Origin of the sequence: Streptomyces sp. NPDC007896 (assembly GCF_042959425.1) — a bacterium.
In the GTDB taxonomy this organism is placed as follows: domain Bacteria; phylum Actinomycetota; class Actinomycetes; order Streptomycetales; family Streptomycetaceae; genus Streptomyces.
Genome location: NZ_JBIBKX010000009.1, coordinates 269,478 through 293,603 on the forward strand (window position 1 = coordinate 269,478; position 24,126 = coordinate 293,603).

The 24,126-nt window shown below is 69.6% G+C and carries 21 protein-coding genes and 2 pseudogenes; 5 read left to right on the plus strand and 18 right to left on the minus strand.

Annotation, left to right across the window (positions count from 1 at the left end; genetic code table 11):
* Positions 1 to 49: 49 nt before the first annotated feature.
* From ACFZDJ_RS28780 to ACFZDJ_RS28820, 9 genes are all read right to left on the minus strand, one after another.
* The gene (locus ACFZDJ_RS28780; protein ID WP_391063058.1) at positions 50 to 1,177 is read right to left on the minus strand and encodes a hypothetical protein; all 1,128 of its coding nucleotides are present in this window, start codon (positions 1,175 to 1,177) and stop codon (positions 50 to 52) included.
* A 120-nt stretch (positions 1,178 to 1,297) separates the two neighbouring features.
* Positions 1,298 to 1,660 carry a DUF1330 domain-containing protein gene (locus ACFZDJ_RS28785; RefSeq protein ID WP_168515944.1) on the minus strand — a complete coding sequence of 121 codons (363 nt, stop codon included), beginning with the start codon at positions 1,658 to 1,660 and terminating at the stop codon, positions 1,298 to 1,300.
* Between the two features lie 329 nt (positions 1,661 to 1,989).
* Positions 1,990 to 3,726: an RICIN domain-containing protein gene (locus ACFZDJ_RS28790; RefSeq protein ID WP_391063381.1), complete on the minus strand. Its 1,737-nt coding sequence runs from the start codon at positions 3,724 to 3,726 to the stop codon at positions 1,990 to 1,992.
* Positions 3,727 to 3,797: 71 nt separating this feature from the next.
* Complete coding sequence (locus ACFZDJ_RS28795) at positions 3,798 to 5,951, minus strand: beta-galactosidase (protein ID WP_391063061.1); 2,154 nt, start codon at positions 5,949 to 5,951, stop codon at positions 3,798 to 3,800.
* A gap of 36 nt (positions 5,952 to 5,987) precedes the next feature.
* On the minus strand, positions 5,988 to 6,920 hold the full coding sequence (locus ACFZDJ_RS28800; protein ID WP_391063063.1) for an ABC transporter permease subunit: 933 nt from the start codon (positions 6,918 to 6,920) through the stop codon (positions 5,988 to 5,990).
* A gap of 44 nt (positions 6,921 to 6,964) precedes the next feature.
* Positions 6,965 to 7,900 carry an ABC transporter permease subunit gene (locus ACFZDJ_RS28805; RefSeq protein ID WP_391063065.1) on the minus strand — a complete coding sequence of 312 codons (936 nt, stop codon included), beginning with the start codon at positions 7,898 to 7,900 and terminating at the stop codon, positions 6,965 to 6,967.
* Positions 7,901 to 7,902: 2 nt separating this feature from the next.
* Positions 7,903 to 9,300, minus strand: coding sequence for an extracellular solute-binding protein (locus ACFZDJ_RS28810; RefSeq protein ID WP_391063068.1), 1,398 nt, complete (start codon positions 9,298 to 9,300; stop codon positions 7,903 to 7,905).
* A gap of 388 nt (positions 9,301 to 9,688) precedes the next feature.
* A complete protein-coding gene (locus ACFZDJ_RS28815) occupies positions 9,689 to 10,732 on the minus strand; it encodes a substrate-binding domain-containing protein (RefSeq protein WP_391063071.1) in 1,044 nt (347 codons plus the stop codon).
* A gap of 299 nt (positions 10,733 to 11,031) precedes the next feature.
* Positions 11,032 to 11,385: a hypothetical protein gene (locus ACFZDJ_RS28820; protein WP_391063074.1), complete on the minus strand. Its 354-nt coding sequence runs from the start codon at positions 11,383 to 11,385 to the stop codon at positions 11,032 to 11,034.
* A gap of 378 nt (positions 11,386 to 11,763) precedes the next feature.
* Between ACFZDJ_RS28820 and ACFZDJ_RS28825 the strand changes: the two genes are divergently transcribed.
* Complete coding sequence (locus ACFZDJ_RS28825) at positions 11,764 to 12,270, plus strand: hypothetical protein (protein ID WP_391063076.1); 507 nt, start codon at positions 11,764 to 11,766, stop codon at positions 12,268 to 12,270.
* Positions 12,271 to 12,376: 106 nt separating this feature from the next.
* Here ACFZDJ_RS28825 and ACFZDJ_RS28830 read toward each other — a convergent pair whose 3' ends face one another.
* Positions 12,377 to 12,763: a hypothetical protein gene (locus ACFZDJ_RS28830; protein WP_168515926.1), complete on the minus strand. Its 387-nt coding sequence runs from the start codon at positions 12,761 to 12,763 to the stop codon at positions 12,377 to 12,379.
* 446 nt (positions 12,764 to 13,209) lie between these two features.
* A complete protein-coding gene (locus ACFZDJ_RS28835) occupies positions 13,210 to 14,157 on the minus strand; it encodes a DUF5996 family protein (RefSeq protein ID WP_390933047.1) in 948 nt (315 codons plus the stop codon).
* A gap of 208 nt (positions 14,158 to 14,365) precedes the next feature.
* Here ACFZDJ_RS28835 and ACFZDJ_RS28840 point away from each other — a divergent pair, with 208 nt between their 5' ends.
* On the plus strand, positions 14,366 to 15,220 hold the full coding sequence (locus ACFZDJ_RS28840) for an NmrA family NAD(P)-binding protein (protein ID WP_391063079.1): 855 nt from the start codon (positions 14,366 to 14,368) through the stop codon (positions 15,218 to 15,220).
* Between the two features lie 468 nt (positions 15,221 to 15,688).
* A complete protein-coding gene (locus ACFZDJ_RS28845) occupies positions 15,689 to 16,846 on the plus strand; it encodes an RNA-guided endonuclease TnpB family protein (protein ID WP_391063082.1) in 1,158 nt (385 codons plus the stop codon).
* Positions 16,847 to 17,045: 199 nt separating this feature from the next.
* Here the strand turns inward: ACFZDJ_RS28845 and ACFZDJ_RS28850 are convergent, their stop codons facing one another.
* The 3 genes and pseudogenes from ACFZDJ_RS28850 to ACFZDJ_RS28860 all read right to left on the minus strand — a co-directional run bounded on the left by ACFZDJ_RS28850 (position 17,046) and on the right by ACFZDJ_RS28860 (position 18,976).
* The gene (locus ACFZDJ_RS28850; RefSeq protein WP_037652668.1) at positions 17,046 to 17,216 is read right to left on the minus strand and encodes a hypothetical protein; all 171 of its coding nucleotides are present in this window, start codon (positions 17,214 to 17,216) and stop codon (positions 17,046 to 17,048) included.
* Positions 17,217 to 17,377: 161 nt separating this feature from the next.
* A pseudogene (locus ACFZDJ_RS28855) lies at positions 17,378 to 17,915 on the minus strand (transcriptional regulator); the annotation flags it as partial.
* A 117-nt stretch (positions 17,916 to 18,032) separates the two neighbouring features.
* Positions 18,033 to 18,976: pseudogene (locus tag ACFZDJ_RS28860) on the minus strand (helix-turn-helix domain-containing protein).
* Between the two features lie 224 nt (positions 18,977 to 19,200).
* On the opposite strand from ACFZDJ_RS28860, the gene ACFZDJ_RS28865 reads away from it, so the two are divergent.
* On the plus strand, positions 19,201 to 19,935 hold the full coding sequence (locus ACFZDJ_RS28865; protein ID WP_391063086.1) for a hypothetical protein: 735 nt from the start codon (positions 19,201 to 19,203) through the stop codon (positions 19,933 to 19,935).
* Positions 19,936 to 20,031: 96 nt separating this feature from the next.
* On the opposite strand, the gene ACFZDJ_RS28870 is transcribed toward ACFZDJ_RS28865, so the two are convergent.
* From ACFZDJ_RS28870 to ACFZDJ_RS28885, 4 genes are all read right to left on the minus strand, one after another.
* Positions 20,032 to 20,955, minus strand: coding sequence for an RNA polymerase sigma-70 factor (locus ACFZDJ_RS28870; protein ID WP_391063088.1), 924 nt, complete (start codon positions 20,953 to 20,955; stop codon positions 20,032 to 20,034).
* A gap of 83 nt (positions 20,956 to 21,038) precedes the next feature.
* Positions 21,039 to 21,422: a DoxX family protein gene (locus ACFZDJ_RS28875; RefSeq protein ID WP_390933055.1), complete on the minus strand. Its 384-nt coding sequence runs from the start codon at positions 21,420 to 21,422 to the stop codon at positions 21,039 to 21,041.
* A gap of 40 nt (positions 21,423 to 21,462) precedes the next feature.
* The gene (locus ACFZDJ_RS28880) at positions 21,463 to 21,936 is read right to left on the minus strand and encodes a carboxymuconolactone decarboxylase family protein (protein ID WP_391063091.1); all 474 of its coding nucleotides are present in this window, start codon (positions 21,934 to 21,936) and stop codon (positions 21,463 to 21,465) included.
* Positions 21,937 to 21,963: 27 nt separating this feature from the next.
* Positions 21,964 to 22,455: a hypothetical protein gene (locus ACFZDJ_RS28885; protein ID WP_390933056.1), complete on the minus strand. Its 492-nt coding sequence runs from the start codon at positions 22,453 to 22,455 to the stop codon at positions 21,964 to 21,966.
* A gap of 204 nt (positions 22,456 to 22,659) precedes the next feature.
* Between ACFZDJ_RS28885 and tnpB the strand changes: the two genes are divergently transcribed.
* The gene (gene tnpB / locus ACFZDJ_RS28890) at positions 22,660 to 23,973 is read left to right on the plus strand and encodes an IS607 family element RNA-guided endonuclease TnpB (protein WP_391063093.1); all 1,314 of its coding nucleotides are present in this window, start codon (positions 22,660 to 22,662) and stop codon (positions 23,971 to 23,973) included.
* Positions 23,974 to 24,126 lie beyond the last annotated feature (153 nt).

A 24,126-nucleotide genomic window follows, 5' to 3' on the forward strand; every position in this document is an offset into this window, starting at 1 on the left:
CCGCCAGTGGCTCAACCATCAGGCGTGTGTCAACCAGGTTCGAAGAGGCTCAGCGCAGGAGCGCCCAGACCAGCAGCCCAGGGCAGACGGCGAGGTCGGCCGCCGCTCCGAGGAGGAACAGCGGAAGGCTCATCAGCAGCCCCGCGCCGAGAGACAACGGATACGACGGTCCGTGCAGTTCGTCCTGCTCGGGGCTTTGCCCGGTGACGTACCACATGCGCCGACGAGGCAGGGGCTGCACCGCGCCGTTCGGGGCTGCGCGCCGTCGCGTCACCTGGTGGCCCTGGCCGGTGGTGTAGCCGTACTCGTGCTGCCAGCCGTTCCCCGAAGCCGACTCCTCCGGGGACACGGTCCTCGTGTAGTGCGCCGTCACCAGGCGCCCCCTACGCATCAGCACCCACAGACTGGCCGAGGTTTTCCATATGACGAAGCCGAACATGAAAGGAAGACTGCCAACCAGGGCTGCAAGGACCAGGCCGGTCAGCGCCAGCCACCACTGGCCGAGCGCGGCCGGCACTGCGAGGCAGAGGGCGAAGGCTCCCAGCGCGCCCCACAACAGGAACTGTTGGGTGGTGTACCTGTCCCGCAAACGGGGTTTGGCAGCGGAGTCGGCGTCCTGCCGGGCCACCGCCACGGCTGCGTCCACGGGCGTGGTGGGCGCAGGAGCCAGGGATGTTGAGGGTGAGCCGTCCCGGGTTGTGCCGGTTGAACGCACGGGCGGGCGGCCGGTTCGGATCGGCGGCTTTCCCTCTTCGAGGCGCACGGCATCGGCGGCGCAGACGGGCACCAACCGTGTTGTCCCGCCGTCCGGGGCCCAGGACACCTTCCGGACCGACCGCCCATGGCGCGGATCAAAGAAGCACAGCGGAAACCGCTCGGGAACCGGGACGCCGGTCAAACGGGCGTCCAGCCGGTCCAGCGCACGCTCCCCCTCGTCCAGGGCCCGCATCGCGGCCTGGGCGTCCCGGCGCGCCCTGCGGCCCGCCAACTCGTAAGCGTCCAGGGCCTCGGCGTAGTCCGCTGTCATCCCCTGGGTCACACCGGAGTTGTTCGGGCTGAAGGGATGTACCGCCAGCCGTTCGCCGAAGCGGGTGAGGTCCGCCTCGAGTCTGTCCGTCTCCTCGGTGCGCCGCCCTCGTCCGCGCCGCCCCCACCAGTCCGCCGTACTGCGCCCCATCCTGGCATTCTGCCTCTGACAGCCCCTGCCGACCATGCCTGCGGCAGACTGCCCCACTCCGAACCAGGTTGGAAAGGGCTCACCCAACCAGCGGAGACCGCCGGCTTCGGGCGCGCCTCCTCACGCCGACGATGAGGCTGCCTGTGCGGCGCGCAGTGCGGTGGCCGTTACGGCCGGGTCGTAGTCGGGGGCGACACCGTCGATCAGCAGAATGTCGCCGTCGATGTGCCGCGTGCGCAGAGGAAGCAGTTCCTGGTACGCGCAGGAGTCGTACCAGGCGCGGGCGTCGGCGAGGGAGGGGAAGGCGATGATGACGAGCGCGTCCGGCCAGGTGCCCTCGCGCACATCACGTTCCGGGGCTCCGTGGACGAGGAACCGTCCGCCGAACGGGTCCAGGGTTGCCTGGATGCGTTCGATGTAGATCAGGACGTCCTCGGGCAGATGGGTGAGCGGCCGGAGGTTGCCGATGGCGTAGGCAGGCATGCGGGCTCTCCTGTTCGTGACGGAGCGCGGAGGACGGCGGCCGCGCCGGAATTCTCGCGGCCTTGTCATGCGTCGGCCGCGCTGTACGGCAGCATTGCCGAGCCGCGCGATCCTGGTCGATTACCCGGGAGGTAAGGGGCGCCGGCTGCGGCAGGCCCAGCCGCTGCGGCTGTGCAGCGGCCGGCGCAATGAGGTGGGCCGGCTCCCCCGCGAGCCGTTACCGGACCGAGCGGGGGTTGGTCGAGTACGGCATCCGCGTGATGGTCATCTCCCCCGGAGTCCCGGATGGCCCCGGCCCGGTTGTGGTACGGGGCCCGGGATGCCGGCGGCTACTGGACGAGCTCCCAGTCCTGGGAGCCGTCCGTGGCCGCGTTCTGCAGGGTGAGCGGTGCGTTGTCGGATGCACCGGTCAGGTACAGGTTCGTGTTCCTGGCCGACTGGAGCCGGTAGAAGCCGTCGGCGGTCTTGACGAGGTTCCAGCTGCCGGTGGCGCTGTTGTCGACCCACTGGCCGATCCGCTGCCCGGCGGTCGCGTTGCCGGTCCAGATGGCCGCCGCGCGGCCGCCCGACTTGTTCAGCAGCGTCACTTTGCCGTTCGGCTCGGTCACCACGTGCCAGTACTGGGTGTCGGGGTTCGCCGCCGAGCCGGGCTCCTCCAGGACGACGTCGGGAACGTCCGCGTTGCCGATGTTCGCGTCGTTGGTCTTGTTCCCGGTGCCGATCACCTGGTCGGTCCTGCGGTTCACCAACTGGTAGTAGGCGCCGTCCGATTGGCCGAGGTCGGTCTCGGCGTAGGCGATCGTGGAGGTGCCCTGGTTGTTGAGGATCGCGATACGGCCGGTGCCCTCGACGTACTGCAGACTGCGGCTGTAACCGGCCTGCGAGGTCGTCTGGTACTCCTTCCAGACGCCGTCGCTGCGTCCGCTCTCGTTGACCCACACGTTGCCGCTGCCGGCCGCGTTGTAGACCAGGCGTCCTGCGGGCAGCCTGATGACGACCGGGCTGCCGCCCGTCGCGAGCGCGTGCGAGCCGGTGTCGACCGGCAGCGAGGTGACGCCCGTGCCGGTGGCCGAACCCCGGTAGAACTCCAGCGGGTTGTCGGCGATCACGTACCGGGTGTTGGCTCCGCCGCCCCAGTACTCGAAGGTGAGCAGCCACTTGCCGTCCGTGGTGCGGACGACGTTCGCCATGCCCGGCCGCCCGCCGCCGATCTCCGTCTTGCCGCCTCCCGTGCTCTGGGTCAGCCCTGCGATGTCGACGACGGGGGCGCTCCACTGCGCACCGCGGCCGTCCCAGGTCCGGTGGGCGAGGATCTGGCCGTGCGAGTCGGTGGCGGTGTCGTTGGCGGGGTCGAGGGCCGGGACGCCGGTGGTCGCGTTGAAGCCGGTGTAGTCGTTCTCGTCGGAGTAGTAGCAGACGAGTTGGCCCTTGTAGACCATCAGGTACGGCTCCCAGACGGGGTCCACCTGCTGGTGCGTGTTGGCCGCGGCGATGTTCTGTCCGATCGCGCCCGCGCTGCCGCCCTGCCGGCCGCCGGTCGCGACGACGTTGACGATCTTCCAGGTCGCGCCCTCGTCGGTGCTGGAGTACAGCGCGATGGCCAGGTCGCTGCGGTCGCCGTCGTTGGAGGGTGTCCAGTTGGGGTCGGCCGCCTTGTGCTCACGGTAGTACTGGTCGTCGCCCGACACGACACTCGCGAGGAGCAGTGTGCCCTGCTTGAGGTTCCCGATGTCCTGCGGAAGCGTGTAGAGGTAGGGGTTGGTCCAATTGCTGGTGTACTTCGCGTACTTGGGGTCGCTGGAGAGGTACGCGGGAGCCTTGACCTCGGACAGCGGCTGCCAGGTGGTTGCGTGGTCGTCGCTCTTGTAGACCGGGAGGGTCTGGCCGTCGGCGCTGCCCGTCGCCGGTACGACGGTGGACTTCTCGAACGACGCGACCAGGCGTCCGCTCGGCAGTTGCGCCGACTTCGGGTAGACGGCGCAGTTGCCGCGCCCTTTCAGGCACGGTTCGCTGCCGAGCTGGTAGAGGATGCCGCCCGTCGGGTTGTACGCCTGTGCGCTGGCCATGGGTATCGCCAGTATCGCGGCTGCCGCGGCGAACGTACCCAGTGCCTTTGCCGCTCTTCTTCCTTGCACGGCTACTCCTTCGGTTTCGGGGAGACGAGTACGCGTACGTCCCACGGGCCGAGGTCGAGCGCCGTGCCCGCGGGAATCGACGTGCCGTTCAGGGCGTCGGCGAGGTTCACCGGAGCGTGGACGCTCGCGGGCTCCCAGCTCCAGTTGTGGACGATGTGCACGCGGCGGCCGTCGGGCGCCGTGCCGGTGGTCGTCGTGACGGACTGCGGCAGCTCGCCCCAGCCGCTGCGGGCGGCCGGTGCCATCCAGGCGGCCAGCGACCGGGCGAGGTCGCGGCCGGGCACGGTGCCGACGTATGTGACGCGGCCTTCGCCGTGGCGGCGGGTGGTGACGGCGGGCCAGCGGCCGAAGTGCGGGTGCTCGTACGTGGCGAGGACGTCGGCGTCGGTGACGGTCAGGCCGTCGGCCCAGGCGGTCGCCGTGGCGTTCTCCGGCAGGGTCAGCGCGCTCCCGGGCACCGCCCGGACCGGGATGGCACACGTCAGGTTGCTGAACTCGTCGTACGACACGCCCGCCGCGTCGGCCAGGCGCGCCGGAGCCGTCTCGTGCCGGGCCCGGGCCTCGTGGTCGGCGTAGCCCGTGCGGGGGCCCAGGACCAGGTGGCCGCCGGCGTGGGCGTAGGCGGCGAACCAGTCGAGGGTGGTGTCGTCGGCGAGGTACAGGGCGGGGACGACGAGGACGGGGTGGCGGCGGACCGCCTCCTGGGGCGTCAGGCCCTGCCTCTGTCCACGCGGGTCATGCAGCTGGCGGGCGTGGACGATGCGGACCTGGCGTCCGGCGTCGAAGGCGCCGCGGTAGAAGGGGTCGAGGATGCGGTGGTAGGCGGCCGGGTCCGGTTCGCCGTCGGGGGTCGCGAGGGGCGGGTGCTTCTGCATCAGCCACTTGCTGGGGGTGGAGTAGACGATCGTGATGTCGCAGTCCGGCTCAAGACCTGCCACGAGGGGGCCGGCGGTCTCGAACTCCGCTCCCAGTCGGGCCAGTTCCGTGTACGTGCGGCCCGGTCGGCCGCTGTGCGGCAGGACGCCGCCCCAGTAGGTTTCCGCGCCGAAGCGCAGGGTCTGCCACTGCCAGTACTCGATCATGCGGGCCCCGCGGCCGACGAGGGCCCAGGCGGCCTGGCGCCACTGGCCGTCGTAGGCGGGGCGGTTGTCCCATGCGTAGCCGATGGAGGAGGCGTTGGTCTCGGTGACCAGGAACGGCTCCTGCCGGGAGGAGAACATCCAGTCGGCGGTCTGGTACAGCGACCAGACGCCGGTGGTCTTCCACTTCTGCTCGTGGTCGTCCGGGGTGGGGTCGGGCAGGAGCAGGCCGTCCTGCATGGCGTAGTAGGGGTTGCCGGTGGCGATGTCGAGGCGGTCGGTGAGCTCGTCGTCCTCCACGGCGGGGCGGGTGTAGGAGATGCAGGTGGTGACGAACTGCTCGGGGCGGGCGTACTCGCGGACGAGGTCGGCCTGCCAGCCGATGAACTCGGTGCACTGGCGGGCCTGGAACTCCCGCCAGGCGACGTCGTACTGCGGCTGCACGTTGCCGTCCGGGGTCCACAGGTCGGCCCAGGTGGACAGGCGGTGGGACCAGTAGACCAGGCCCCATTCGCGGTTGAGGGTCTCGATGTCGCCGTACTTGGCGCGCAGGTGGTCGGTGAAGCGCTGGAAGACGCCGTGGTTGTGGAAGAGCTCCAGGCCCGGTTCGTTGTCGACCTGGAAGCCGATGACGGCCGGGTGGCCGGCGTACCGGGCGACGGTCTTGCGGATGATCCGCTCGGCGTGGAACCGGAAGGCGGGGTGGGTGAAGTCGACCTCCTGCCGGGCACCCCAGCCGATGCGCTCGCCGGTGCGCCGCTCGCCGGTGATCTCCGGGTACTGGCGGGCCAGCCACGGCGGTACGGCGTACGTGGGGGTGCCGAGGATGACGGAGATGCCGCGTTCGTGGGCGCCGTCCAACACCGGCTGGAGCCAGTCGAGTTCGAAACGGCCGTTGTCCGGTTCCCAGGTGGACCAGACCGACTCGCCGACCCGGATGACGGTGAAGTGCGCGTCGGCCATGAGGTCGAGGTCGGTCTTGAGCTGTTCGTCGGGCCGTACGTCCGGGCCGTAGGCGGGGTGGTACTCGTGGTAGTAGGCAGCGCCGAACAGCACGCGGGCGGGCAGATCCGCCATGGACAAACCTCCGGGGAGTAGGGGGTGTTGAGGGTGCTACTGCTTGACGCCGCCGGTGGCCAGGCCGCTCTGCCAGTACCGCTGGAGCATGAGGAAGGCCAGGACGAGCGGGATGACGGAGATCAGGGAGCCGGTCACGACGAGGGCGAGCATGTCGCTGCTGGCTCCGGCGCCGCCGTTCTGCGCCTGGTCGGCCCAGCGGGAGAGTCCGACGGTGATGGGGTACAGGTCCGGGTCGTTGAGCATGATCAGCGGCAGGAAGTAGTTGTTCCAGGTGGCGACGAGGGTGAACAGCACGACGGTCACCAGGCCGGGTGCCAGCAGCCGCAGTGCGATGGTGAGGAAGATCCGGAGTTCTCCGGCGCCGTCCATGCGGGCGGCCTCGATGAGGCTGTCGGGGACGGCGTCCTCGGTGTAGATCCGCATGAGGTAGAGGCCGAAGGGGCTGATGAGGGAGGGCAGGATGACCGCCCAGGGGGTGTTGACCAGGCCCGCCTTGGCGAAGAGCAGGTAGGTGGGGATCGCCAGCGCGGTGGTCGGGATCATGATGGCGCCCAGGACGAGGTTGAAGGCCGCGCCGTGGCCGCGGAAGCGGTACTTGGCGAACCCGTATCCGGCCGCTGCCGCGAGCAGCGCGGCGCCGAGTGCGCTGGCCCCGGCGTACAGGACCGTGTTGAGCAGCCAGCGTCCGTAGACGCCGTCGTCCTGGGTGAAGGTGGCCTTGATGTTCGACAGCAGTTGCGGGGCGTGCGAGAACCACAGGCCGAAGCTGTTGAACAGGTCCTGGGTGCTCTTGGTGGAGGCGATGAGCAGCCAGAGCAGTGGCAGCAGGAAGTACGCCAGGACGGCCAGCATGGCGATGGTGAGCGGGGTGCTGCGGCGGCGGTGGGCCGGCGACGGCCGTCGTCGCGGGCGGGCCTCGGCGGGCAGCCGCTTCGCCGTCGGGGTGGCGGAGGCTGCGGGCGTCAAGGGGTGTCTCCCCTGTGCGAGCGAAGCCAAGAACTTGGGGGAGGTCATGCGGTCCTCCTGCGGTTCGCGGTGAGCAGGAAGGCGTACGACACGATCACGATGACCAGGCCGAGGATGAAGGACACCGTGGCCGCGTAGTTGGTCTGCTGGCTGATGAAGGCGACGGAGTAGGCGTAGAGGTTGGCGGTGTAGGAGCTGTCGATGACGTCCGGGGCGACCTTCATCAGCAGGTTCGGTTCGTTGAACAGCTGGAAGCTGCCGATCACCGAGAACAGCAGGGTGAGGGTCAGCGCCGGGCGCAGGGCGGGGAGTTTGATGGACCAGGCGATCCGCCAGGCGCCGGCGCCGTCCATGGCGGCCGCCTCGTACAGCTCGGCGGGGATGGTGCGCAGGGCCGCGTACAGGATGATCATGTTGTAGCCGGCGAACTCCCAGGTCACGATGTTCGCGAGGCTGCCGAGCATCCAGCTGTCGCTGAGGAAGTGCGGGGCCGGCAGGTGGAGATGGCGGCTGATCTGGGCGAAGGGGCCGAAGTCGGGGCCGTAGAGGTAGCCCCACATGAGGGTGGCGATCACGCTGGGGACGGCGTACGGGACGAAGATGGCGAGGCGGATCACGCGGGCGAGGCGGAGCAGGCCGCTGTCCAGGGCGAGCGCGAAGCACAGGGCCAGCAGCAGCATCACGGGGACCTGGATGGCGAAGAACAGGGCGACGCGGCCGATGCCCTTGAGGAGGAGGGGGTCTTTGAGGGCGGTGACGTAGTTGTCCAGGCCGACGAACGTCGAGCCGCCGATGAGCTTCTCCTGGAAGAGGCTCAGGTAGGCGGCGTAGCCGAGCGGGGCGAGGAAGAGGAGCAGGAACAGCACCATGAACGGGGTGATGAACAGGGCGCCTGCGGTGCCGTGTTGGCGGCGGGGCGGGGACTTCGTGCGGTTCGTGCGGGCGGGCGCTGCGGTGGTGGCCGCTGTGCTGGTGGCCATCGTCAGCCTCCCTTGACCGTGAAGCCCTGGCTCTTGGCGAAGGTCGTGATGCGCGACTGCCAGGACCCGAGCGCGCGGACGGTGTCCGTCTTGTCGGCGAGGGACTTGCCGACGGTCTCGGTCCAGTCCGTGGCGACCCGGTCGAGGAACGGCGGCCACTGGAAGGCGGGGTTGACCTGGGTGCTGATGTCGGCGAAGACCTGGTTGACCTTCTGGCCGCCGTAGAAGGCGGGCGTGTCCCCGAGGAAACTCGCGTCGGCGAGCAGGGTCTTGGTCGCCGGGAAGAAGAACTGTTCGGTGGCGAACATCCTGGCGCTGGCGGGGTCGCTGTTGAGGAACTGCGCGAACACCGCCGCCTGAACGGGGTTCTTGGTGGAGCGGATGACCGCGGTGGTGGAGCCGCCCCAGTTGCCCGCGCTGGGCTTGGCGGCGTCCCACTGCGGCAGCGGCGCCGCGCGCCACTTGCCCGCGGTGGCCTTGGCGGAGCCGGACAGGAAGGCCGGGCCCCAGGCGCCGGTGAGCCAGGTGGCGTACTTGCCCTTGTTGAGGGCGGCGTACCAGGAGTCGGTGAAGTCCGGCTCGACGCCGATCACGCCTTCCTTGGCGAGGGTGCCCCAGTACTGGCCGAGTTTCTTCGAGACCGTGTCGTCGACGCTGACGGTGATGTCGCTCTTGCCGGAGGTCACGTACGGTTTGGCGCCCGCCTGCCAGAGCAGGCCGTGCCAGGCGGCGACCTGGTTGGCGGCGAGGTTGGTGAGGTAGATGTCGGGGTCGGCCTTGTGGAGTTTGCGCGCGGCGGCGGCGAACTCGTCCCAGGTGGTGGGGACTTCGATGCCGTGCTGGTCGAAGATGTCCTTGCGGTAGAGCATGCCCATCGGGCCGGTGTCCTGCGGGATGGCCCAGATCTCGCCGCCGCTGCCGGAGACCTGGCCCCAGGTCCAGTCGACGAACGTGGACTTGAGCGCGGAGGCGCCGTAGGGGCGCAGGTCCAGCAGGCTGTCGGTGATGGTGAAGGTCGGGATGGCCTGGTACTCGATCTGCACCATGTCCGGGGCTCCGCTGCCCGCCTTCAGCGCGGTGCGCAGCTTGGTGTACTCCGGTGTGCCCTGACCGGCGTTGACGACCTTGACCTTGACGGCCGGGTACTTCTTCTCGAAGAGCGCGACCTCCTTGTCGATGTTCGGGACCCAGGTCCAGAACGTCAGCCGGGTCGGGGTCTTCATGGCCTTGTCGATGTCGGCCTGGCCGACCGGCTTGGCGGAGGAACCGGCGGTGGAGCCGCCGTCGCCGCCGCAGGCGGACAGCGTGGCGGCCAGCGACAGCGCGCCCGTGGCGGCGAGGAAGCCCCGACGGCTCAGGGGGGACGGGCTGGAGGAGGGGTTGGAGAAGGGTCCGGACATGGTGAACTCCCGCAGAAGGGTGTTGGGGACCGGCACACCGGGCGACGGCGTGCTGAAGCTGGATTCGGGTGGTGTCAGGCGCGGTGTGGCGTGACGGGCGGGGCCGGGAGGGCGGGCCTGTCAGGGGTCGCGCCAGGGAGGGCGCGAGAGAAAACGGCGGCCGGTGCGGGGCCTGATCGAGGCCCGGGGAGCGGCGGTGGGTACGGCTGAGGAACTGGGCCGGGCTGAGCTGGCTTGGGCTGAGCTGAGCTGGACTGAGCTGGGCTGAGCTGGGCTGAGTTGGGCGGGGCGGGGCTGGCTTGGGGCAACGCCGCAAGCGGTGGAAGCGGTGGATGGCTCTGGTGGGGGCGGACCTCCGTCGGTGAAGGGGACTCCAGTGGCCCGGGGTCTAGCGGGGCGGCGGGGGCGCCGACGAGGCGCGGACGACGAGTTCGACCGGTGGGTCGGTCATCGGCAGCGGGTGTGCCTGCGGGTTCTCGATGGCGTGTACGAGGAGCTTCAGGCCGTCCTGGGCCATGGCGTCGAACGGCTGACGCACCGTGGTCAGCGGCGGGGTCACGTAGGCGGCGACCGGGATGTCGTCGAAGCCGACCACGCTGACGTCCTGCGGCACGCGTCGGCCGGCTTCCGTCAGCGCGCGGATCAGGCCGATGGCCATGTCGTCGTTGGCGGCGAACACCGCGGTCACACCGGGGTCGGCGAGAAGTTCACGGCCGGCCGTGTAGCCGGAGGCGGCCGACCAGTCGCCCTCGACGACCGGCGGCTCGGCCCGGCCGTGCGCGGCGAGCGCCTCGCGCCATCCGTCGAGACGGTCCCGGGCCGAGTACCAGCGCTGTGGACCCGCCAGGTGGTGGACGGTGGCGTGGCCCAGCTCCAGCAGGTGCTCGGTGGCCGCCCGCGCCATCTGGCTGGAGACGATGCCGGCCGTCACTACGTGGGAGGCGGTGATGGGCGGGGGTGCGCCGAGGACGAGGACCGGCACGTCGACCCGTGCGGAGAGATCCGCGCCGTCCGCCTCGTCGATCGGCTCGGAGATGACGATGCCGTCCACGCCCTGGTCCAGGAGCGAGTCCACGGCGCCGGCGATGCCCGCCCTCTCGCCTTCCATGGTGTTGACCACACGCAGTGCGTAGCCGGTGTCCCGCACGGCACGCTCGACGCCCATGAGCAGCGAGGCCGGACCGTACAGGGCGGTGCCGAGCGTCACCACGCCGATGGACCGGGTGCGTCCGGAGGCCAGGGCGCGGGCCGCGTTGTTCGAGCGGTAGCCGAGTTCCTCGGCCGCCGCCAGGACGCGGCGGCGCACGTCCGCCGAGACGTACGGCTCGTCGTTCATGACCCGGGACACCGTCTTCTGCGACACACCCGCCAGGCGCGCCACATCCACACTGCGCGGCGCGGCTCCCGCGCCGCGCCCTGCCCCTGGTGTCATGGTGTCTCCCGATCTTCGGCAGCCGAATCCTAGTACCGGTCCGATGCATGACTGCGCTGTCATGACTGCGCAGTCATATCTACGCAACGGGGCGGGGCGCGTCAAGACTTCGCGCAACATCTCTGCCGTCCGGTCCCGCCGGAGGGGCGGCGTTGCCGCCGGGCGCCGATGCGGCCGGGCGCCGATGCGGCCGGGCGCCGATGCGGCCGGTGTCCAGCAAGGCGGTGCGGGGTACGCGGCTCCCACCACGCACCCCGCACCGCCGGGGACGACGTTCCTCAGCCCGGCCCTAGCGGCTGCTATTCATTATTGTTGTTGCCGTTGTTTCCACCGATGCTGATCGTCCTGACACTCTTGGTCACCTTGACGACCTTCTTGATCACGACGCCCTTGGAATTCTTGGTGATTTTGGTCGTTTTGACGATCGTGGTGATCTTGAGGCCCTTGAGGGTCAATTCCTTCTTGACCGTCGTACTGGTGGTGGTGGTCGTACTGTTCTTGACCAACCCCGTGATCTCGGCGGCCTGGTGGCCCTGGTGGCCTGCCGCGACCGTGGCCACGGTCGCGGTGTGCGGCGTCGCCGGGGCGGCGAAAGCGCTGGAGGGTATCAGCGCGCCTCCTGCCGCCAGGGCGGTCGAGGCGGCAAGCATCACAAGGCGCTGGGTACGGGAAGTACGGTCATGGGAATTCTCCTCCGTGAGAAATAATCAGGGTTTTCCGAACAGTCCTGACAATTCGCGGCCATTCGGCGGGGGCCCAGCTGCTGTTGAACGGGCCCGCATCTCCATTAGGCACCGGCGGACGAAAGGAGTCATGCCCTTGGAATACGTGACAGGAGAACTCGGGACTTGACGGACGACGGCAGCTCCACTGCGGGCGTACGGCACATCAGGGGGCCCGGAGCCGGGGCGGAACGGGTGCGGGCTAGCCTGGCAGTTCCGGGCTGGATCATCACCGGCACCTGACCGCCCGACGCCGGCGGAGCGCCCCGCCGCTGTCCGCCCGGGACGGACGAGAACGGAGCAGCCGACGTGAGCGACGCCCAAGCCAGCACCCAGGAGGGAGCCGCGGCACCGGCGGCCGATCTGCCCGAGCGGATACGACGGCACCGGCGCCACACGCTGGAACTGCTCACCGTCTGCGCCCTCGGTCTTGTCCCGTGGACGGTCCTGCTGGCGATGACGCTGCCGTCCGTGTACGAGGTCCGCCAGTGGCGCGTGACCTGGGTCGGATTCGACGCCCTGCTCATGGTCGCGATGGCGGCCACGGCGCTTCTCGGCTGGCTGCGGCACCGCGCTGTGATCGTGTCGGCGACCGCGACGGCGGTGCTGCTGATCTGCGACGCGTGGTTCGACGTGTCGCTCGCTTTCGGCACCTCGGGGGTGTGGCTGTCGGCGGTGCTCGCGGCGTGTGTCGAACTGCCCCTGGCCTTCTACCTCATCCGCCGGGTGACGGGGATGATCTCGCTGGCGCAGTGGCCCACCGCCAAGGCCGCCACCGCCGCCAGCAGCAGGCAGCCGGCCCGCCCGGACGCCTGAACTCGCCCCGCCCTTCCCGCGGCGGAGACGACATGATCAGGCACCACATGACCAGGCAGGCCCTGACACGTGTCCCGTCAGGGCCTGAGCTCCACCCGGTGACCCGCTAGCGATAGCAGTCCAGCACCGGATCGGTCTCGCTGTAGATCGCGGTGTCCTTCATGAATCCCAGCTGTCCGTTGTCGGCGACGGTCATCAGCCAGCGGGTCGGGTGCGGTCCGCCGACCCACGCCTGGCCGTCTTCCTTGCAGTAGAACCAGCTCGGGTTGGAGTACATGTAGCCGACGATCTTGCCGGGGTCGGGGTAGGAGTGGTTGTTGCCGATGATGCCGTAGACGGGCGCGCCCGACACGTTGTTGCAGTACCACCTGATGCCGCCGTCGTTGGTCCAGCAGCCCGCGGCCGCATCGGCGGACGGAGCCGCCACCGCGCCGAACCCGACGGCCAGCGCCGCTGTCGCCAACGCCGCGCCGATCTTCCTGTGAGCACGCATGCATTCCCCCGCGTTGTCGTGTCACCCAGCGGTGACCGGATCAAGGTGCGTCGAGGCACGGTGTGCTGCGGCCACTATGCCGAACACGGGCCGCCCAGGTCGATCACTTCGATCCTGATAGAAGCGTGCTCCCCGCGCCGGGCGCGGCCTTGGCCGTCCCCAGGGGAAACGCGCCCTGGTTGCGCGTGCGGGAGCGTGCGGTGCCGGAGGCTGGGGCGATGACAGAACCTGTTCATGGACCAGACGGACCGGGAGGACCGGATGGACCGGGAGGAGGGGCGACGTCGTTCGGTGTGGAGCGCAATCCCGCCCGGGTGGTCGCGTTCAGCGACGGCGTCATCGCCATCGCCATCCTCTGAATCTTCGCAGGGAATCCCGGCCTTCAGGCCGGGCGGGAATGCGGTCCTCGGTCCGGCGCTTCGCACGCCGCACACATGCCCGCCCCTCTACCGGTGCTGTCGCCACCGGTTCGGGTCCTCTTCCAGGGCCGCCCGGTCCCAGCCGCCGTGTTCCGCGGCAGCCTCGTAGGTCGTGTGCAGGAAGCCGGCCAGTGCCCGGTCCGGGTCGGCCGCAGTGCGCACCGCCTCGTACGGCAGAAGGAACTGGCCGAAGTCAGGGTTGTAGAACGCGCCGGCCGGGGTGACCGGGTGGCCGGCGAAACCGCCCGGCTCGGGATAGGCGTACGAGTAGAAGGCTCCCTCTTCACCGCCGCCGGGCCAGAAACCACAGCTGCTCAACTCGCGGGAGTAGCCCTCCACCATCACCCAGTCACCGCAGTTCGGGGCCCCGCCGGGATGCGGCGGCGCCGCCCGTCCCGAGAACCTCGTGCAGGCCAGGTCCATAGCGCCCCAGAAGAAGTGCACCGGGCTCACCTTGCCGGCGAAGTACGAGCGGAACTCCCCCAGCACCCGGTTGGCCTGCAGCAACTGCCGCCAGAAGAGCTGCGCGGCCCTCGGGTCGTAGGAAGTGTGCCGGTCGTCTTCATCGAAGGGGATCGCCGGGTCCACCTCGTTGGGAGACGCCTGGATCTTTGTCTCGATTCCCAGCTCGCTCAGGGCCCGCATCGTCTCGCGGTAGAAGTCGGCCACCGGCCTCGGCTCCAGGGCCACGCTGCGGTCGGCGCCGTCGCTGCTGCGGATACGCAGCTGATGGTCGAGGAAGTCGAACTCGATGTCGAAGACCCCTGAGCGGTAGGGGATCGCCGACGTGGTGAGGCCGCGCGGGCTGACATAGAAGGTGACCTGCCACCAGTGATTGACCAGGGGCGCGTGGGCCAGCCTGATCTTGCCGACGATCTGGGTCCACATGTGCAGTGTGTCCCGGGTCTCGGTCCAGTCGGCGACGCGCAGCCGCGGCCACACCGTCCGCGACGCCCCATCGGAGATCACGGCCACAGCACACTCCTCCCAGGACAGCCGACCGATACCGACCACGCTGCCCTCAGCAGAAGAATCAGGCAACCCGGCGCGCCTCACCGGCAACCGGACCGGGACGCTTGCATGCTCCACGAGCAGCCGTGCGTCCGCATCGCAAGAAGTGATCCAGCGGCTCGGTCCCACCAGCGGCGGGGCCCTTCGGGGCCGACCGGAAGGAGCTTTCCTCTTGAATGTCGACCAGTCGGTGCTGGTTCTCGGAGCGACGGGAGGACAGGGCGGTGCCGTCGTCAGCGCGTTGCTGTCCCGCGGCGCCGCCGTCCGTGGCCTGGTCCGCAACCCTCGATCCGCTTCGGCCCGGGCTCTGGCCGCCCGCAACGTCGAGGTGGTGGCCGGAGATCTCACGGACCGCGAGTCCCTGGCCTCAGCCATGCGGGGCGTAGCCGGTGTGTTCGCGATGACCACGCCCTTCGAGTCAGGACCGGCCGCCGAGATCGCACAGGGCCGGACCATCCTCGCCGCCGCCCGTCATGCCCGTGTGCCACACCTGGTCTTCAGTTCCGTGGCAGGTGCCGACCAGGACACCGGCGTGCCGCACTTCGAGACCAAGGCCGTCATCGAGCGGGAACTGGCCGCAGGCGAGGTGCCCTACACGATCCTGGGGCCCACCTACTTCTTCGACAACGCCCTCGGCGACGAGGACCGGATCCGCCAGGGAGTGCTCGATCTGCCCCTGCCGGCGGACCGTCCGCTGCAGCAACTGGCACGCCCCGATCTGGGCGAGTTCGCCGCCGCCGTCTTCGCCGCGCCCGACGCGTTCGCCGGGCAGCGCATCGAGTTGGCCGGCGACGCCCCCACGCCCGATGACATGGCGGCCGCGTTGAGCACGGCAGTCGGTGCGACCGTTCGCCACAACGAAGTGCAGCTCGACGAGATCGGCAACGACGACATGCGGGCGATGTGGGCGTTCCTGCGTGGCCCCGGCTACCGCGTCGACCTGCCGGCGCTGCACGCCGCCCATCCGGATCTGCGCTGGACGTCGTTCGCCGGCTGGGCCGAGAACACCTTCTCAACGGCACCATGACAACGGTCCTGCCGGTCCGCTGAGAGGCGGCGCCGCCGTGTGCCGAGCTCGCGGCGTCGAGCCCTCAGCGCCTCTCCGCCTCGGCCCGGGGTGATCCACGCTCTGCCCGAGGCGTGCGGCCGGGTGCGCCCGGGAAGCCCGCCGTGTTGGAGGTGCGCGGTTCCGGGCGCGCACAGCGGACCTCCCGGCCACACCGTTCTCCTGCCCCGCTCCCCCGCCGCCCGCACACCGGCGCCGGCATTTTCACCTGATTCTGGCGAAGATGCCCCGGCGTTCACGCCAGGGAGGAATCGCCTCCTGCGGCCTCGACGCGGAGCGTCGCCTCATCTGCACTTGTCGGGCGGAGTGCCCGCACGGCTGCCCGGCAGAGCCAGGCAATACGAACAACCGCCTTACAGGTCACCGGCAGTGGTGACTTCCGGTCATGGGTCGGCCACGCGTGCGGTGGTCGTACTACCGTCCGGGGTTGTGAAGCTGGTGGTGCAGGTAAAGCTGCTGCCGACGCCTGTGCAGGCGTCGGCACTGGAGGCGACCCTGCGCGCCTACAACAGGGCCGCCACGCATGCCTCCACCGTCGCCCTCAACCGAGGCGTGAGGGACCGCAACGGTCTGCAGAAGGAGGTGTACGCGGACCTGAAGACGGCCTTCGGGCTGTCCGCGCAGCCGGCGGTGCGGGCGGTGAAGAAGGTGGTCGACGCCTACGCCACCCTGCGGGCCAACCTGCACGCCGGGAATCTGGGACCCTCGACATCCCGGCGGTATCGCAAGGCGCTCAGTACACCGATCGTCTTCCGGCCGGAGGCGGCCCAGCCGTTCGACGACCGCTGCCTGTCATGGCAGCACGACGCGCGCACCGTCTCCATCTGGACCGTGGACGGGCGGATGAAGGGAATCCGCTACACCGGCCACCCCGACCAGCTCAAAACCCTGGTCCAGTACCGGCGCGGCGAGAGTGACCTCATCCAGCGGGGCGGGAAGTGGTTCCTGATCGCGACCTGCGAGATCCCCGACGCCGAGATGTTCGAGCCGGCGGACTGGATCGGGGTGGACCGCGGCATCGCCAACCTTGCGACCACGTCTGACGGGACCAACTACCAGGGCCGCCGCCTGACGCGCTACCGCAGGTGGCAGGCCCGCAAACGCGCCGAACTGCAGAAGAAGAAGACCCGTTCCGCCCGGCGGCGGCTTTCCCGCCGCAAGCGCAAGGAACAGCGCCATGCCACCCACGTGAATCATGTGATCGCCAAGGAGATCGTGTCCGTCGCGCAACGCACCGGTCGTGGGATCGCCGTCGAAGCACTCGACGGGATCCGCGAGCGGGTACGGCTACGCCGCGACCAGCGGACCACGCTCTCCTCCTGGCCGTTCCACCAGCTCGGACAGCACCTCGCCTACAAGGCCCGTCGGGCCGGGGTGCCGTTCCTGGAAGTGGATCCGGCCTACACCTCGCAGCGCTGCCCGCGCTGCGGGCACACGGAGCGGGCCAACCGGCCCACCCGGGACCGTTTCTGTTGTCGTCGGTGCGGCCTCGCTGGGCCCGCCGATGTCGTCGCCGGGGTCAACGTGCGCGACCGTGCACGCTCGGCGTGGGTATTCGTCACCATGCCCGTCCCGCCACCGGTGTAGCCAGAGGCGGGAGATGCGACCCGTGACCGTCTCGTCGTAGGGGACAGTCGGGAGCGCGACAAGGCGTGAACAACGCTGAGCCGTACAAGCTCGGCCGTTCACAGCCGAGAAGGTGGCACAAGAGTCACAAGCGTGCGGGGCGGCCCCGGACGTCAACGCCTGGGGTCGCCCCGCACGGGGGGGGTGGGACTGCCGTTCGCTACCAGCGGTACCAGCGGCCACGGCCGCCGCCGGTTCCGGCGGAACGCATGACGAAACCGAGCAGCCACACGGCCAGCACGATCACGGCCACGATCCACAGAGCCTTCAGCGCGAAACCGGCACCGAAGAGAACCAGAGCAAGCAGAAGAACGAGAAGCAGGGGAACCATAATTATCAACCTCCGAAGCAGCGAGTTCCCCGACAACACCCCGCCATGCACCCGAAGTTTATGGGTTTCTTATCCTTCGGCGCGGGAATGCGGTACCGCCCCGAATCCTTAACCCGTCCGGCAGGCGGGCCCGTGGACCTGCGGGTCAGGCCGCGAAGCCGTTCGTACTGGCCCCACTGGGAACCGAGGTCCACGACGGCCTCGTTGATCCAGGCGTCGTCGAGGGCCTTTGCCCCACCACCGCGTCGTCGAGTTCCGCACCCTCAACGTCCGTCACTGGGACCGCATCGTCGAGGCCTAGGCCGCCCTGGTGACCTGGGACTGGTTGAGCGGGTGGAACTCCACGCGGGTCCCGCGGCCTTCCCGATTGAGACGGCCGAGCAGGTAACGCGCGACATTGCGCCGGCGCACCTGCAGGTACGCGCTCTCGATGTTCCGCAGGTTCTTCCTCGAGGGACTCCGCCTGCCGTCCAGCCAGGCCTTCAGCGTCCGGTCGGTGACCGTCAGACCGGCCTCCCGGGCCGCGGCGCGGGCACGCTCCGAGCGGGTGAGGTAGTGGAGCCGGGCGAGGAGGCAGCGCCGGGCGGTGACCGGGGTGGCGACGAACCCCGCGAGCGCGTCGAATTGCCGGGCCACGGCCTCGTGGACCTTGATTCCGCGAGCGCCGAATTTGCCGAAATCGTTGTTCCTTTCCGACATTTCGTCTCCTCGCTTTCCTGGCAGCCGAACTTGACGGTGCCTCATCGTCCCGCATTTCAGGGTGAGTCAGGAATACAGGATCCGGGGGGCGGCAATGGGCTTGGGTGAATTCCGGCATTAGTGGTCCGGAATGGTTCTTCTAGGAGCCGATGACGTACGTGTCCTGATCTTCACTTCGGAAACGCCGCGTCCCTCCGGGAAGACCGCGCGCCAGTCGCCGATCACGTGGAGCTCGTCGGTGCCTATCGCACGGACGAGGGTGAGGCCCTCCTCGTACGCCTTGAACGCCTCGGTCCAGAGGTTCGCGAAGGCCTGTGAGCGGATGAGGTGCATCCAGTCGGGGCGGTACAGCTCGCGGTTGCAGTTCGACTCCCCCATCGTCGAGACGAACTTGGAGTACATCGCCTTGACGTATTCCAGGGTCACCTCGTCACCGGTGTCGATCGCCCTGTCCCTGGCGTCCTTGAGGGCGATGCGGAACTTCTCCAGGAGGTTCTCCGTCGCGCCGGAGGTGAACGACTCGTGGATCTGGGGCGGGTCGCACAGTCCGTACTTCGGGGAGGACAGGCGCAGCAGCAGGCGCAGGGTGGGTTCGGTGACCCACAGGGGGCCTGGTTCGTCCCTGCTGCCCAGGGGGTTGGGGAGCGTGTGCTCGTGCTCCCATGCGGGGCATTCGGCGGGTCCAGGTGCTGGGGGGTATCCGGCGACCTCGTGGCGGGCGGGGTGTCCGCACAGCACGCAGGGTTGCGGCGTGGTGAGTTCGCCCTGCTCTTCGTGGTGCGGGTCGGTGGGTGCCGACTCGGGGGCGGTGGTGTCGCGGGTGCTGATCTTCGCGTCGGCGCCCTTGAGGAAGTAGGCGTACTTCTCGCGGGTTTCGCCGCTGGGGTCGCGGCCGGATTCCCAGCGGGCGACCGTGGACGGGCTCACGCCGAGGGCGCGGGCCACTTCGGCGCGCGAGAGGCTGAGGGCCGCGTGCAGGGCCCGCCGTTGTCCGGCCGGCGGGAGGGGGTGGGTTCAGCGGCGGCTGCGAGCAGTTGGTCGATCGCCTCGAAGTCGTTCATGCCGCCCCCGGGCCCCGGTGCGCGATGCCGGTGTCGTCGGCCCCGGTGGCGGTGACCGTCCAGGAGCAGCCGCGGTCGGTGCGGGTCCGGAGGGTGTATGTCAGTGGCGGCAACATGTGTCCTTGTGCTGGTGTCGATGCCTACTGGCGGGGCTGGTCGGCATCGGCGCCAAGTGTGTCGGGGCCCGTTCAAAGGGGCGGGCTCCGCCGAGGACAATCGTCTCCATGAGTGACGGTACGGGTGATGCCGAGAGCCGCCTGGCGCGGATCGAGCGGCTGCTGGAGAGCGGTGAGCGTGAGGTGGCGCCCGCGTGGCGGCGGGCGACGCGGGGTGAGCCGCGCTGGGCGGTGACCGCGGTGATCCTGGTGGCGGTCGCGCTGCAGTGGATGCTGCCGCACCGGCTCGCCTTCCATCCGTACTGGGCTTTGCCGGCCCTGGAGTTGGTGCTGCTGGCCGGTCTGATCGCGGCGAATCCCCGGCGGGTCGAGCCCCGCACCCGGTGGCTGCGGTGGTGGGGGCTGGCTCTGACCGGTGTGATCAGTCTGGCCAACGGCTGGTCGGCGGTCCGGCTGGTGACGGGTCTGGTCAACGGAACCGAGGCGACGGAGGCCGGGCCGCTGCTGCTGACCGGCGGCGGTATCTGGCTGACGAACGTCATTGTGTTCGCCCTGTGGTATTGGGAGTGGGACCGCGGCGGGCCGATGGCGCGGGTCCGCGGCCAGAGTCAGTACGCCGACTTCCTCTTCGTGCAGATGCAGAGCCCGCAGACCGCGCCGCCGGACTGGGAGCCGGCGTTCCTGGACTACCTGTATCTGTCGTTCACCAACTCCACCGCCTTCAGCCCGACCGACGTGATGCCACTGTCGCGGTGGGCCAAGATGCTGATGATGCTGCAGTCCTCGGTCTCCTTGGTGACGGTGGTGCTGGTGGTCGCCCGGGCCGTCAACATCCTCAAGTGACCGGGCCGCGTGGCCGTGTGCGGGCGGGCGGGAACCGCCCTGTGGCCGCCGGCATGAGCTGCCGGCGGACGAGCCGGTCCGCGCCGCGCACCGGGGTCAGTTCATCTGTCGGCGGGCCTGCTTCACCTCGCGGTCGACGGCCCAGGCGTCGGCGACCGGTCCGAGGTGGCCGAGCTTGTCGGGGTTGATCACCGTGCGGATGGTCTGGATCTGGCCGTCGAGCACGTCGAGGGCCAGGGTGTGGAGCACCTTGCCGTCCCGGTCCCGGAAGATCGCGCCGGGCTGGCCGTTGACCTCGTGCGGCTCGAACGTCACGTCGATCCGGCTCATCAAGGGGAAGACCGTGCCCAGCACCCGGGCCACGTTCTGCGCGCCCATGACGGCCTTGGCCAGCTGCGGGGCCTTGCCGCCGCCGTCCCCGACCAGTTGCACATCGGCGGCCAGCAGATCCCGCAGCCCGTCCACATCACCGCTCTTCAGCGCGTCGAAGAACCGCGTCGCCAGCTCGTGCCGCTCCTGCCGGTCCGCTTCGAACCGCGGCCGCCCGGCCTCCATGTGCCGCCGCGCCCGCACCAGCAGCTGCCGGCATGCCGCCTCCGAACGCCCCACCGCCGCGGCGACCTCGTCGAACTCGAAGGCGAAGACCTCGCGCAGCACGAACACCGCCCGCTCCAGCGGGCTGAGCCGCTCCAGCAGCAGCAGCGCCGCCATCGACACCGAGTCGGCCAGCTCCACCGCCCGTGCCGGATCCTGGTACGGATCGCTCAGCAGCGGCTCGGGAAACCACGGACCCACGTACTCCTCCCGCCGCGCCCGTGCGGAGCGCAGCACGTCGATGGAGATCCGTGTGACCGCGGCCGACAGGAAAGCCTTGGTCGACGTGGGCCGGGTCGACGAGCCGTCAAAACGCAGCCATGTCTCCTGCACGGCGTCCTCGGCCTCGCCCACGCTGCCCAGAATCCGGTAGGCGATCGAAAACAGCAGCGGCCGCAGCTCCTCGAACTCCTCGACCTTGCTCACGCCGAACCCCCTTCTTCCCTCGAACGCCCCGTATCCGGCCGCACCCGTCGGCGCAGGCATCTTCTGGTGCACTGTGGCACTGGTCAGCCGATGAAGGACTCGGGGCCGAAGCGGCCCCATGCCACGAATGCCGCAAGCACGAGATACATCAGGTTCAGCACCACATACAGGGATTCGCCGCGCCGGCCGTGGGTGATCATCGCACCCGTCATCAGCAGGACCCAGCACACGGCGGTCACCGGCGCCAGAACCGGTGCGATGCCGACCGCAGCGGGCAGGATCAGGCCCACCGCGGCCAGGAGTTCGAGGACACCGAGGGTCTTGACGAAGCCGGCGCCGGCGCCCTCGGTCCATCCCCCGCCCTGGACCGCGGCCAGCTTCTCCCTGGGCACGAACGTCTTGCTGATGCCACCGGTCAGGGCCACCACGGCCAGCAGTCCGGCACCGATCCACAGTGCGAGGTTCACGAGGTCACACTCCTGTTGCCCGGCATCTCCCCTCCACCTCTCAATGGAACTGCCCCGCCTCGTAGTTGCCGGCCGGCTGCCGGGTGATGACGTTCAGCCGGTTCACCGCGTTCATGAAGGAGACCAGGACCACCAGGGCGGTGAGCTGCTCCTCGTCATAGTGCTTGGCGGCATGCGCCCACACCTCGTCGCCGACCCCGCCGGCCGCGTCCGCGACCCGGGTCCCCTCCTCCGCCAGCTCCAGCGCGGCACGCTCGGCCTCGGTGAAGACCGTGGCCTCCCGCCACGCCGCGACCAGGTTGAGGCGTACCGGGGTCTCGCCGGCAGCGGCGGCCTCCTTGGTGTGCATGTCGATGCAGGCGGCGCATCCGTTGATCTGGCTCACGCGCAGTGCCACCAGCTCCTGCGTCGCGGCCGGCAGCGGCGAGTCCTTGAGCGCCTTGCCCGCCGCCATGAAGTACTTGAGGGCCTTTCCGGCGGTCGGGTCGGCGAAGTAGTCCAGTCGCGCGTCCATGCTGTGCTCCTCTGAGGCCGTCCGTGGCTACATCCCCTGAGACGAGGTAGCCCGGCCTCCTGTGACATGACTCCGAGGATGGCCCGATGTGACCCGCGTCTCCCCTGCGCCGGCGCCTGTCAGCTGCCGGAGCGCTCGCCGTCCGCGGAGCTTCCGGGGACGGCCACGGCCCGGCGGCGGCGGTGTGTCGCCCCTGCGGCCGCGACCGCCACGGCAGCCAGCACCGCCGAGATCAGCACCGCGGGCCACCCCGGCCAGTCCCGACACGTCCACCACGACCGTGATGTTGCGGGCCGGTCCGGTGTTCCCGGGCACGACGGCGACCGGCAGGACGAAGGCGGCGTTCTCGGCCTTCGCGCCCTCGTCGGCGTTGTACATGACGAACGTTCCGGGGGCCTCGAACCGCAGGCCGGTCTCACCGGGCCCGTCGGCGGCGGCGGGCGCGGCGGCCGTGAGGACGAGTGCGACGAGGGCTCCCCACCACCTGCCCTTTTGCGGGCGTGCGGTCCGTATCGGCATGCGGGGCACTATGCCATCCGCCTCCGGCGTCCCCTCAACACGGCCCGGGGCGCCCGGACTTGGCGAACCCGCCTGGCAAACGGGCCCGGCGGACGGGCCTGGCGGGGGTTCTTAACGGCTGTGGGCTTCGTCATCGAATTTCAGCGTTTCTCAACTTCCGTTAATGGTCGGGGTGTTGTCGGTGGCGGCCAGTAGCCTGATCGGGTGATCGTCACGCATGCCTACCGGTTTGCACTGGACCCGACGCCTGGTCAGGTCGGCGCGCTGCTGCGGCATGCCGGTGCGGCCCGGGTGGCGTTCAACTGGGGTATCGCGCAGGTGAAAGCGAACCTCGGGCAGCGGGAGGCGGAACGGTCCTACGGCATTGCCGAGGCCGATCTGACGCCGTCGTTCGGCTGGTCGATGTATTCCATGCGCAAGGCCTGGAACGCAGCGAAGAGGGAGGTGGCGCCGTGGTGGGCGGAGTGCTCGAAGGAGGCGTACGCCACCGGGCTGGATCAGCTCGCCCGGGCCTTGAAGAACTGGTCCGATTCCAAGCGCGGCAAGCGCAAGGGCCCGCGGATGGGCTTTCCTCGCTACAAGTCGAAGCGGAAGACCACGCCGTCGGTTCGGTTCACCACCGGCACGATCCGCTTGGAAGACGACCGCAGGCATGTCACGCTCCCGGTCCTGGGAACGATCAGGGCGCATGAGTCCACACGGAAGCTGCACCGCCGGATCGCGGCCGACACGGCGGTGGTGAAGTCGGCGACCGTCCGCCGCGAGGCGGGCCGCTGGTTCGTGTCCTTCACCTGCGAAGTCGAGCGCACCGACCGTACCCCGTCCCGAGCGGATACGGTGATCGGCGTCGACCTGGGCATCAAGCACCTCGCGGTGTTCTCCGACGGCCGCCCGAGGGCCGAGAACCCCAAACACTACGGCACCGCGCGCCGCAAGCTCGGCCGCCTGTCCCGTACGGTCGCCCGCCGCCTGGGCCCTGACCGGCGCACCGGGCAGCAGCCTTCGAAGCGTTGGCAGCGCGCGGATGCGGCCCGCAACCGGGTGCACTACCGCACCGCGAACCTGCGGCGGGACGCGCTCCACAAGCTCACCACCGGCCTGGCCCGCGAGTACGGCACGATCGTGGTGGAAGACCTCAACGTCTCGGGGATGCTCAAGAACCGCAAACTCGCCCGCGTCGTGGCCGACGCCGGGTTCGGCGAGATCCGGCGTCAACTCGCCTACAAAACCCGGTGGAACGGCGGAACGCTCGAAGTGGCGGACCGCTGGTTCCCCAGCAGCAAGACGTGTTCCGGATGCCAGGCAGTGACACCCAAACTGCCTCTCCGGATACGGATGTACGTATGCGAACACTGCGGACTCGTCCTCGACCGGGATGAGAACGCGGCACTGAACCTCGCCGCGCTCGTGAAGCGGCACGTCGCCGGGAGTGGCCCGGAGACAGAAAACGGACGTGGAGCCGACCGTAAGACCCCGTCCTGCGGGGCCGGTGGCATTGAAGCGTCTACCCCGCATTGATACCTCCTGGTATTGAGTGAGACGGGGACCTTCGCCAGCAATGGGCGAATCACTGAGATTCGCAGAAACTCGGTGAACGGTCTGGTCCCGGCCGCGTGGTTCGGGGGCTTGTCGCTGCCTTTGTCACCTGGTCTTCTGTACGCCGGGTGATCC

What these genes read in the sequence shown, in the direction of transcription:
- ACFZDJ_RS28780 (WP_391063058.1), bottom strand. Translation starts at nt 1,177, where the DNA reads ATGGGGCGCAGTACGGCGGACTGGTGGGGGCGGCGCGGACGAGGGCGG.
- ACFZDJ_RS28785 (WP_168515944.1), bottom strand. Translation starts at nt 1,660, where the DNA reads ATGCCTGCCTACGCCATCGGCAACCTCCGGCCGCTCACCCATCTGCCC.
- ACFZDJ_RS28790 (WP_391063381.1), bottom strand. Translation starts at nt 3,726, where the DNA reads ATGGCCAGCGCACAGGCGTACAACCCGACGGGCGGCATCCTCTACCAG.
- ACFZDJ_RS28795 (WP_391063061.1), bottom strand. Translation starts at nt 5,951, where the DNA reads ATGGCGGATCTGCCCGCCCGCGTGCTGTTCGGCGCTGCCTACTACCAC.
- ACFZDJ_RS28805 (WP_391063065.1), bottom strand. Translation starts at nt 7,900, where the DNA reads ATGGCCACCAGCACAGCGGCCACCACCGCAGCGCCCGCCCGCACGAAC.
- ACFZDJ_RS28810 (WP_391063068.1), bottom strand. Translation starts at nt 9,300, where the DNA reads ATGTCCGGACCCTTCTCCAACCCCTCCTCCAGCCCGTCCCCCCTGAGC.
- ACFZDJ_RS28815 (WP_391063071.1), bottom strand. Translation starts at nt 10,732, where the DNA reads ATGACACCAGGGGCAGGGCGCGGCGCGGGAGCCGCGCCGCGCAGTGTG.
- ACFZDJ_RS28830 (WP_168515926.1), bottom strand. Translation starts at nt 12,763, where the DNA reads ATGCGTGCTCACAGGAAGATCGGCGCGGCGTTGGCGACAGCGGCGCTG.
- ACFZDJ_RS28850 (WP_037652668.1), bottom strand. Translation starts at nt 17,216, where the DNA reads ATGGTTCCCCTGCTTCTCGTTCTTCTGCTTGCTCTGGTTCTCTTCGGT.
- ACFZDJ_RS28865 (WP_391063086.1), top strand. Translation starts at nt 19,201, where the DNA reads ATGAGTGACGGTACGGGTGATGCCGAGAGCCGCCTGGCGCGGATCGAG.
- ACFZDJ_RS28880 (WP_391063091.1), bottom strand. Translation starts at nt 21,936, where the DNA reads ATGGACGCGCGACTGGACTACTTCGCCGACCCGACCGCCGGAAAGGCC.
- ACFZDJ_RS28885 (WP_390933056.1), bottom strand. Translation starts at nt 22,455, where the DNA reads ATGCCGATACGGACCGCACGCCCGCAAAAGGGCAGGTGGTGGGGAGCC.